Annotated in this window: 5 protein-coding genes and 2 pseudogenes; 4 read left to right on the top strand and 3 right to left on the bottom strand. The window is 55.8% G+C overall.

Annotated features, from left to right (window positions below; translation table 11 throughout):
- Positions 1 to 366: 366 nt before the first annotated feature.
- Both CN311_RS25475 and CN311_RS25470 read right to left on the bottom strand, forming a co-directional pair.
- Positions 367 to 1083, bottom strand: a complete 717-nt coding sequence (locus CN311_RS25475; RefSeq protein ID WP_097576427.1) for a Crp/Fnr family transcriptional regulator — start codon at positions 1081 to 1083, stop codon at positions 367 to 369.
- Between the two features lie 901 nt (positions 1084 to 1984).
- A complete protein-coding gene (locus tag CN311_RS25470; RefSeq protein WP_097576426.1) occupies positions 1985 to 3127 on the bottom strand; it encodes an acyltransferase family protein in 1143 nt (380 codons plus the stop codon).
- Positions 3128 to 3343: 216 nt separating this feature from the next.
- Here CN311_RS25470 and CN311_RS25465 point away from each other — a divergent pair, with 216 nt between their 5' ends.
- From CN311_RS25465 to CN311_RS25455, 4 genes and pseudogenes are all read left to right on the top strand, one after another.
- Positions 3344 to 3688, top strand: a complete 345-nt coding sequence (locus CN311_RS25465; protein WP_097576425.1) for a hypothetical protein — start codon at positions 3344 to 3346, stop codon at positions 3686 to 3688.
- A 140-nt stretch (positions 3689 to 3828) separates the two neighbouring features.
- Positions 3829 to 4002 (top strand): hypothetical protein, encoded by a 174-nt coding sequence (locus tag CN311_RS32725; RefSeq protein ID WP_165779848.1) that lies wholly within the window; start codon positions 3829 to 3831, stop codon positions 4000 to 4002.
- A 124-nt stretch (positions 4003 to 4126) separates the two neighbouring features.
- Positions 4127 to 4347: pseudogene (locus CN311_RS25460) on the top strand (IS481 family transposase); the annotation flags it as partial.
- Positions 4344 to 5060: pseudogene (locus tag CN311_RS25455) on the top strand (integrase core domain-containing protein); the annotation flags it as partial. The pseudogenes CN311_RS25460 and CN311_RS25455, both read left to right, overlap by 4 nt.
- Here CN311_RS25455 and CN311_RS25450 read toward each other — a convergent pair.
- Entirely contained in the window at positions 5047 to 6285 is a 1239-nt protein-coding gene (locus CN311_RS25450) for a cation:proton antiporter (protein WP_097576424.1), read from the bottom strand. The pseudogene CN311_RS25455 and the gene CN311_RS25450 sit on opposite strands and share 14 nt — an antisense overlap.
- Positions 6286 to 6804: the final 519 nt, after the last annotated feature.

Here is a 6804-nt window from a genome sequence, read left to right as displayed (position 1 = left end):
TCAATCACTAGAGGCTTCAGTAACGCACCCTTCCTACGAGCGATACACTGTTCGCACCAACCGAATTACAACGATAAGATTGCCAAGGCAGCCCCGCCATGGTCACAATACCAACCCGCAAATGAGGTTAGCCGCCAAAAGGTGAGCCCTCCCTAATTTAGGTTAACAAAATGTGAAAAAAATCGGCGGCTACTCACTTGGTCTAGGAAGAGGCGGGGCGAGAGACCTCGCCAAACGGACGTCAGACCTCGTCCTTGGTGCCAGGGGGCGAGCCGTCGCTGTCCAGAAGTTTAATCGGCCTCCCCGATCGGGGGCCTTTGAAGTGAAGCGCCTTACGCCGCCTTGGCTTCGTATGTCAGCGCATCGTCAATTGTCGACATATCTATCATCGAACTCGGCAAATTTCGTTGCGCCCGGCCGATCGAGCACGCGGACATGGCCTTGGCGAAACTCGAGAAACCTGCGTTCCCGCAATTCCCGCAGCATTCGGTTGACATGGATCGGCGTAAGGCCGAGCGCGTCCGCGAGATCATACTGGGTGAGAGGGCATGCATAGCCAGTGCGGGTGACAGCGCCAACACGCTCCAAGCGCGCGCCCAGTTCGAGCAGCAAATGAGCTGTACGCGCCAAGGCGCTTCGTCGGCCTACATTTGCGAGGTGTTGGGCAACAAGCGCTCTTTGGCGCGCGAAGGTCTCAAGAAAAAAAGAGAAAAGGTGCGGCGATTTCGCCGCAGCAAAGGCAAATGTCCTAGTCGAAGCTTCAAAAACTGCAAGTTCAGTTCTAGCCACAAACGTTTCAAGAGCGCTGCCCGTGTTCGACTGCGGCAGAATGATATCGCCCTCCAGGGCAAAATCCAGTATCTGTCGCTGCCCGCCGGCAAGATCATGGGAAATGCACCCCCAGCCTGACTGGATTATGAAGACGCGATCGCTGTCCTCTCCCTGGCTGACAATGGCCGTTTCCGCCGCATATCGCCTCGGCACGAACCCTAGAGTCTTGATATACGCCTTGTCGTCTTTGAGTCCGACCGATAGTGGACGATTTTCATTTTCACTCGAAAAAGGGTGTGAAGCATACGTCATGGAACCCCACCAGACCCTCCCTCTAGATACCTCCCAACGAAAATGTACATCAGCTTTGATGAGTTGAGTACCCCGCATTTGCTACAACCATCGGATGATATTGCACTGCACTCTCGTAAGAAGCAAGGATCGTGCCTAGCAAGCTGAAATGGGACCCGAATTCACAGCAAAGTTCGCCCGACTTTCAAGCCGGCAATTTGCCCGCGCCAATGTGCTTCAGCGGCATTGCGCCGACGGAATCGCGCCGACTTCGAGCAGTGTAAGATATTGGCAGGAGGTGGAGAGGTGCTGCTTTAGCTGGATCCAGGTAAACGCCAACTTTCGCTGGCAACGAGACAGCTGCGGTTGTCCGCTTGATCCGTGGCCTTCCGCAACGATGTAGCCGCATCTTTAAGCAACCCTCTGATTTCAATCGCAGATAACACCTCGGATGTCTCCAGCCCGAGCAGCACCGATTCACTCAAGTGCAATGCTGCAAGCGCAATCGCTGTAGGTCAGCGACCTCACAGGACGAGCAAATCGCCACTGGGCCTGGCACAAGATTTTCTTTTTTGCCATGACGACCTCTCAATGGACAGAGCGTCAGTTCATGGGCTCAGAACTACTGCGACTTGATGAGTAACCCTCGCTGGAGTTCCAGGATCGGAATGGGTCGATTGACGCCCCACTTTCGAGCCATACTGTCTCCGCCGTCAGCCGCGACACAGGGGCAAGGTAGTACCTCATTCGCGGTAGCCATGTTCCCCGATTACCTCGCATGACGGAGAGACTACCCGCCACGCACCCTGGAAGAGAATATCTGGAGTGCCGTTGCCACCGACCGAAAGTCCGTGCAACGGGGCCGCATCGGCTTTTGCGCATCATGGATCCAGCGCCTAGGGCGTTTATTGCGCTCCATAGCCTAAGCCGCCATTTGATCCCGTTTGGCACCGAGTTCAGGGAACCTTCCCTTGATGGCGTTTTGAATCCTCTTTTCCAGCCACATGACGGCCATGCTCAAGCCTAAAACGAACAACATCGAGAGCACAAACACAATGGGCGTCGGAAGATCCAACGAAAATAACCACCAAACCATGACCATTCCAACGGAGTAGTGATTCAGATAGATGGGATAGCTTATCCCCCCGAGATACTTTACCAGCCCCCGATATTCACCAAGTCTATGTTTAACAAACTCACCATGCCTCACTCCTCTTGCCATTGCATACATACTGGCAAACCAAATCATCACCGCTGAGAACTTATGCTCATAGCCTCGTTCAACCGAAATGAAAATCTCCGCAGTACCCATACCGAAGAATAGCAATAACAATACTGCCTTCGACACACGATTCCCCATTCTGCTGTGATCATCATCACTGTTTTTGACAAGAAAAAAGATCATACCCGCAGCAAAGAAAACGCCGTGCTGCAGCAGAAGCAGTTTGAAGGGGAACCTCGAAAGCACTGAGAGCGCTTCCTCCGACCGCGTGGACGGCGGCAGTATATGTAACCCAGAGACAATAAGAATATATACCGAGCTAGAAAGCCCTATTATTTTGGCCAGATCGTAGAGTGACAAACGAAACTTCGACAAAATTGCTGCGGCCACCGAAAAATAAAATACGGCCTCGACGACAAGAGACCATACGACCCCGTCGATATAAGGGCCTTTAGGGGACAATATTACAGATCTACAAAAATCCATCAGAAGAAGGGACAAATCCTCGCCATAAAAAGCTCGTGCCACCAAGCTGACGAGCGCGGACAGCCACAGGGCTGGCAATATACGCGTAGCGCGAATGCGCGCGAAACGCAGCGCTTGCGATGCCCCTCCTTCGCCTGAGGCACTCATGGCGATGACAAACCCGGAAATTACGAAAAAAATTTCGACCCCTACAGCACCCAAACCGGCAAACGCCGACAGAAAACCGAAGGCGACATCATTCCCCTCGGCGACTGACGCACTGTTCCAGGCATATGTCGCAAAATGGTTTAGTAACACCAAAATCGCTGCAAAAATGCGTAATAAATCTATGATGAGATAGTGGACATTGCGTTCCATATAATGTTTCCGGACTTTGCCTGAGGCCAAGACATAATATTATCGTGAAAGGATCAATGCCCCTGCTAATACGTTAGGATATACGCTAAATGGATGAACCGTCGGGATGAACTGTGTCTTACAACACCGATACACCGCTCTTGGAGAATTGATGGATTGGTCGGCGCCTTAATACGTCGAGTAGCGCCGCGTTCCAATCATTGCTATCGATAGAGAATGCTTCGCTACGTCTTCCAGATAGCCGCATGGCTGTTGCTCATCGCCATCTTGGCCGCGACGATTGTTCCGATTGGAATGCGCCCCCATTCAGGCCTTGGCCCAGAGCCAGAACGAGTCGCCGCGTTCCTTGTCCTTGGTCTGTTGTTTGGTCTCGCCTACGACCGCAACTGGGTGCTGGCGCTTAGCCTGGTAATCGTGGCTGGAGTCGGCATCGAAGCATTGCAGATGCTCAGCCCAAGTCGGCACCCTACCCTTGAGGACGCTGTGATCAAAGCGCTCGCCGGCAGCGTTGGGGTTTCGGCTGGCTGCATCATCGCAAAGAAAGGCTGGTTGGGACGGTAGAATGTTCGTTTCGACCGGCGCTACGCAGCGATTGGTCGATCTGCACAGCATACCACATGGCCCCTGACGCTCACCCCGCTCCTACAAATCCACGTGCTGTACTCCTAATTGGTGTCGTGCCCCTAATTGATGCCGTGCTAATGTTCTCGCCGGCTTGGGAGGTTCCGATCGACCTCATTGCGAATGTGTTCGCCGGCGCGTGGGCTGCCGGCGTGCTTGCCGCCATCTGGTATGTCTGGAGGCGGCCCTCGCCGCCCGTTGCCGAGCGTGAGCAAGATCGCGATTTGCAGGAGTGGCTGGACGGGCAACTGTAGAGGCCGCTTCCGGCGGATTTCTGACATAACGTCGTCAACGTGGCCGTTCACCGCCTCCCGGCAGGGATCGTTGTCATTGTGGGTCGTGTCCGGCCTCGTTGTCTGCAGGTCCACACGCATGACCGATCTGCCGACCGGTCCGAGAGAGCCGAGATCGTCGGTTCTGTCTGTCGAGGAAGAGGCCGTCATCGTCGCCTTCCGCCGGTACACGCTGCTGCCGCTGGACGATTGCCTCTATGCCTTGCAGCCAACGATCCCGCACCTGACGCGTTCGTCATTGCATCGTTGTCTGCAGCCCACGGCATCGGTCGCTTGTCGGACGTAGAGGGCGACAAGCCGGCGAAGAGCTCTTGATCAGGCGGCTCGCCGGCGATGTCCGCATACCCTCGAAGAGCACGGTGCATGCCGTGCTCGATCGTCACGGCCTTGTGAAGCGCGCCCGTCAGCGGCGGCGCTTCACAGCCGAGGGCACGCAACTGTCACAAGCGGCAGTGCCCAACGCGTTGTGGTGCACGGACTTCAAAGGCGAGTTCCGGCTGGGCGATGGTCGTTATTGTTACCCCCTGACGGTCACCGACCAGGCCTCGCGCTGCCTGCTCGCCTGTGAAGCGCTCGAATCGACGAAGGAAGGCCCGGTCATCGAGGCCTTCATCCGCCTGTTCAGGGAACGCGGCCTGCCTGCCGCCATCAGGAGCGACAACGGCCTGCCTTTCGCTTCGCCCAACGGCCTCTACAACCTGTCCAGGCTGTCGGTCTTCTGGCTCAGGCTCGGCATCGCCATTGAGCGTCAGGCCCGGCACCCCCAGCAGAACGGCCGTCACGAGCGCATGCATCTGACGCTGAAGAAGGAAACGACCCGGCCGGCGGGCTCAAACATCCTGCAGCAGCAGGTGAGGTTCGACGCTTTCGTCAACGAGTTCAATGAGAAAAGGCCGCACGAAGCGCTCGCCATGAAGGCGCCGGCCGAACTCTACACGCCCTCTGCAAGAGCCTATGAGGGCCTGCCGGAGGTGGAATACCCCTTTTACGATCGCGACGCTCTCGTCACCGCCTGCGGCTGCCGCGGTCCAACTTTCGCATTACCGGAGTCACAATTACGCCATGCACAACAATTGAACTTAGCACGGCGAAGCAGACGGTTACCCAAAGAACTGTCGCGCCCTCAAATTCAGCCTGGCCGAGTGCAAATGCGAGGTAGTAAAACGAGCCAAGGCCGCGTATTCCAAAAAAAGCGATCACGGCCTTTTCTCGTGATGACGCTTGAAATCCGATTAGCCCAATCCACCCTGCGAGCGGTCGCACTACGAACAGTATCAGGGCGGTAGTGACGATCACTTGCCAGCTCAAGGCGCCAAAAATCGACCCTTCTGCGATGGCTGCCCCAAAGCAGACCAGCAGGACCATCATCAGCAACCGCTCAATCTGCTCCGCGAAATCGTGCAAACTCTCATGATACTCGTGCTGGCGCTCGACGGACCGTAGTGCCAAGGCCGCGACAAACACTGCAAGGAAGCCATAGCCGTGAAGAAATTCAGTCGAGCCGTATGCAAGGCAGGTGATACCGAGCGCAACAAAGCCGTCTCTCGTCTCTGACAACCCCGACCTTTTCGGCAGGCGAAACGTTACGTAGCCCATGACTTTTCCGCCCAGCCATCCAATGCCAACGCCTGCTGCGATCTTCCAGAGAACATCGACGACGAGCCAGTGCGTGAAGAAGGGCTCGCCGGACGCATTGGACAGCACAATAGCGATGGCGAGATAGACGAACGGGAAGGCCGCTCCATCATTGAGGCCGGCCTCGGAGGTAAGGGCAAAACGCACCTCGTCCTCCTTGCCGGATTGGGGTGGACCAACCTGTATGTCACTTGCCAGAACAGGGTCAGTTGGTGCGAGAACAGCGCCAAGCAGAAGTGCGGCGCCAATGCCAAGCCCGAGAATTGACCAGCCGAGAAACGCAATTCCTGCGATCGTCAGAGGCATGGCGATGCTGAGAAGGCGCCATGAGGACTCCCAACCCCGCCAACTCACTACCCGGTCCAGCTTCAGGCCAGCCCCCATAAGGGCGACGATGACAACAAATTCTGTGAGACGCTCGGTTAGTATCCGGTTCTCAAGTGGGTTCACCCCTACGAGCGGAGAGAATGATGACCAAACCAGAAGAACCCCGATCCCGATGCAAACCATTGGCAACGAAAGCGGAAGCCTCTTGAGAAGCATGGGCAGCCAAGCTGTAAGGAGCACGATTGCTCCAAAAACTGCCAAGAGGAGGGCATAGGACTGCATATGGCTTAGGCCGTTGAACGCATGCTCGAAAAATCCGAAGTCTGCGGTCCCAACAAGCGACCCGAAATGCACCGCCTCAGCAGGCTACACGCAGTTCACCTTTCGGCCCATCCCGTTTCTTGCGGTGAATGGCCGCTGACCCGAAATCAGGATCGGTTCTCGGAAAGGCGTTGGAGCGTCCCATCGCGCCCATTGTCGCTTTGATTGCTTCGTGCACCGCTTAGCCGTGGCAATGCAGATGTGGCGCTCTAGCGTCAAGCGAGCGCATCCGCAGGCAGACTACACGCCCGCTGCGAACAATGAGGTTTCCGGATATCCAGGCAAACATCCGCATTGGAGCGATCAATATCGACGGCAGAAGAGCGTCCAGAAAGGGCTGTCGGCGGCACCGTCGTGGGAACGAAAAAAGAAGGGATGCAGAACCTTCGTGTGCGATTTTTGCACGCGATCCCCCATAACTATTTGATTCTACTTACTTGTTCGTCCAGTCCATCATGGGCGCCACGGCCACTCTATGAT

The sequence above is a fragment of the Mesorhizobium sanjuanii genome (assembly GCF_002529485.1).
In the GTDB taxonomy this organism is placed as follows: Bacteria; Pseudomonadota; Alphaproteobacteria; order Rhizobiales; family Rhizobiaceae; genus Mesorhizobium; species Mesorhizobium sanjuanii.
The sequence above is the reverse complement of the archived record's forward strand: the minus strand, read 5'-3'. Positions and strand labels throughout refer to the sequence as shown.

Excerpts from the sequence above, each read along its gene's own strand:
- CN311_RS25465 (WP_097576425.1), top strand. The coding sequence starts at position 3,344 with ATGCTTCGCTACGTCTTCCAGATAGCCGCATGGCTGTTGCTCATCGCC.
- CN311_RS32725 (WP_165779848.1), top strand. The coding sequence starts at position 3,829 with ATGTTCTCGCCGGCTTGGGAGGTTCCGATCGACCTCATTGCGAATGTG.
- CN311_RS25475 (WP_097576427.1), bottom strand. The coding sequence starts at position 1,083 with ATGACGTATGCTTCACACCCTTTTTCGAGTGAAAATGAAAATCGTCCA.
- CN311_RS25450 (WP_097576424.1), bottom strand. The coding sequence starts at position 6,285 with ATGCAGTCCTATGCCCTCCTCTTGGCAGTTTTTGGAGCAATCGTGCTC.
- CN311_RS25470 (WP_097576426.1), bottom strand. The coding sequence starts at position 3,127 with ATGGAACGCAATGTCCACTATCTCATCATAGATTTATTACGCATTTTT.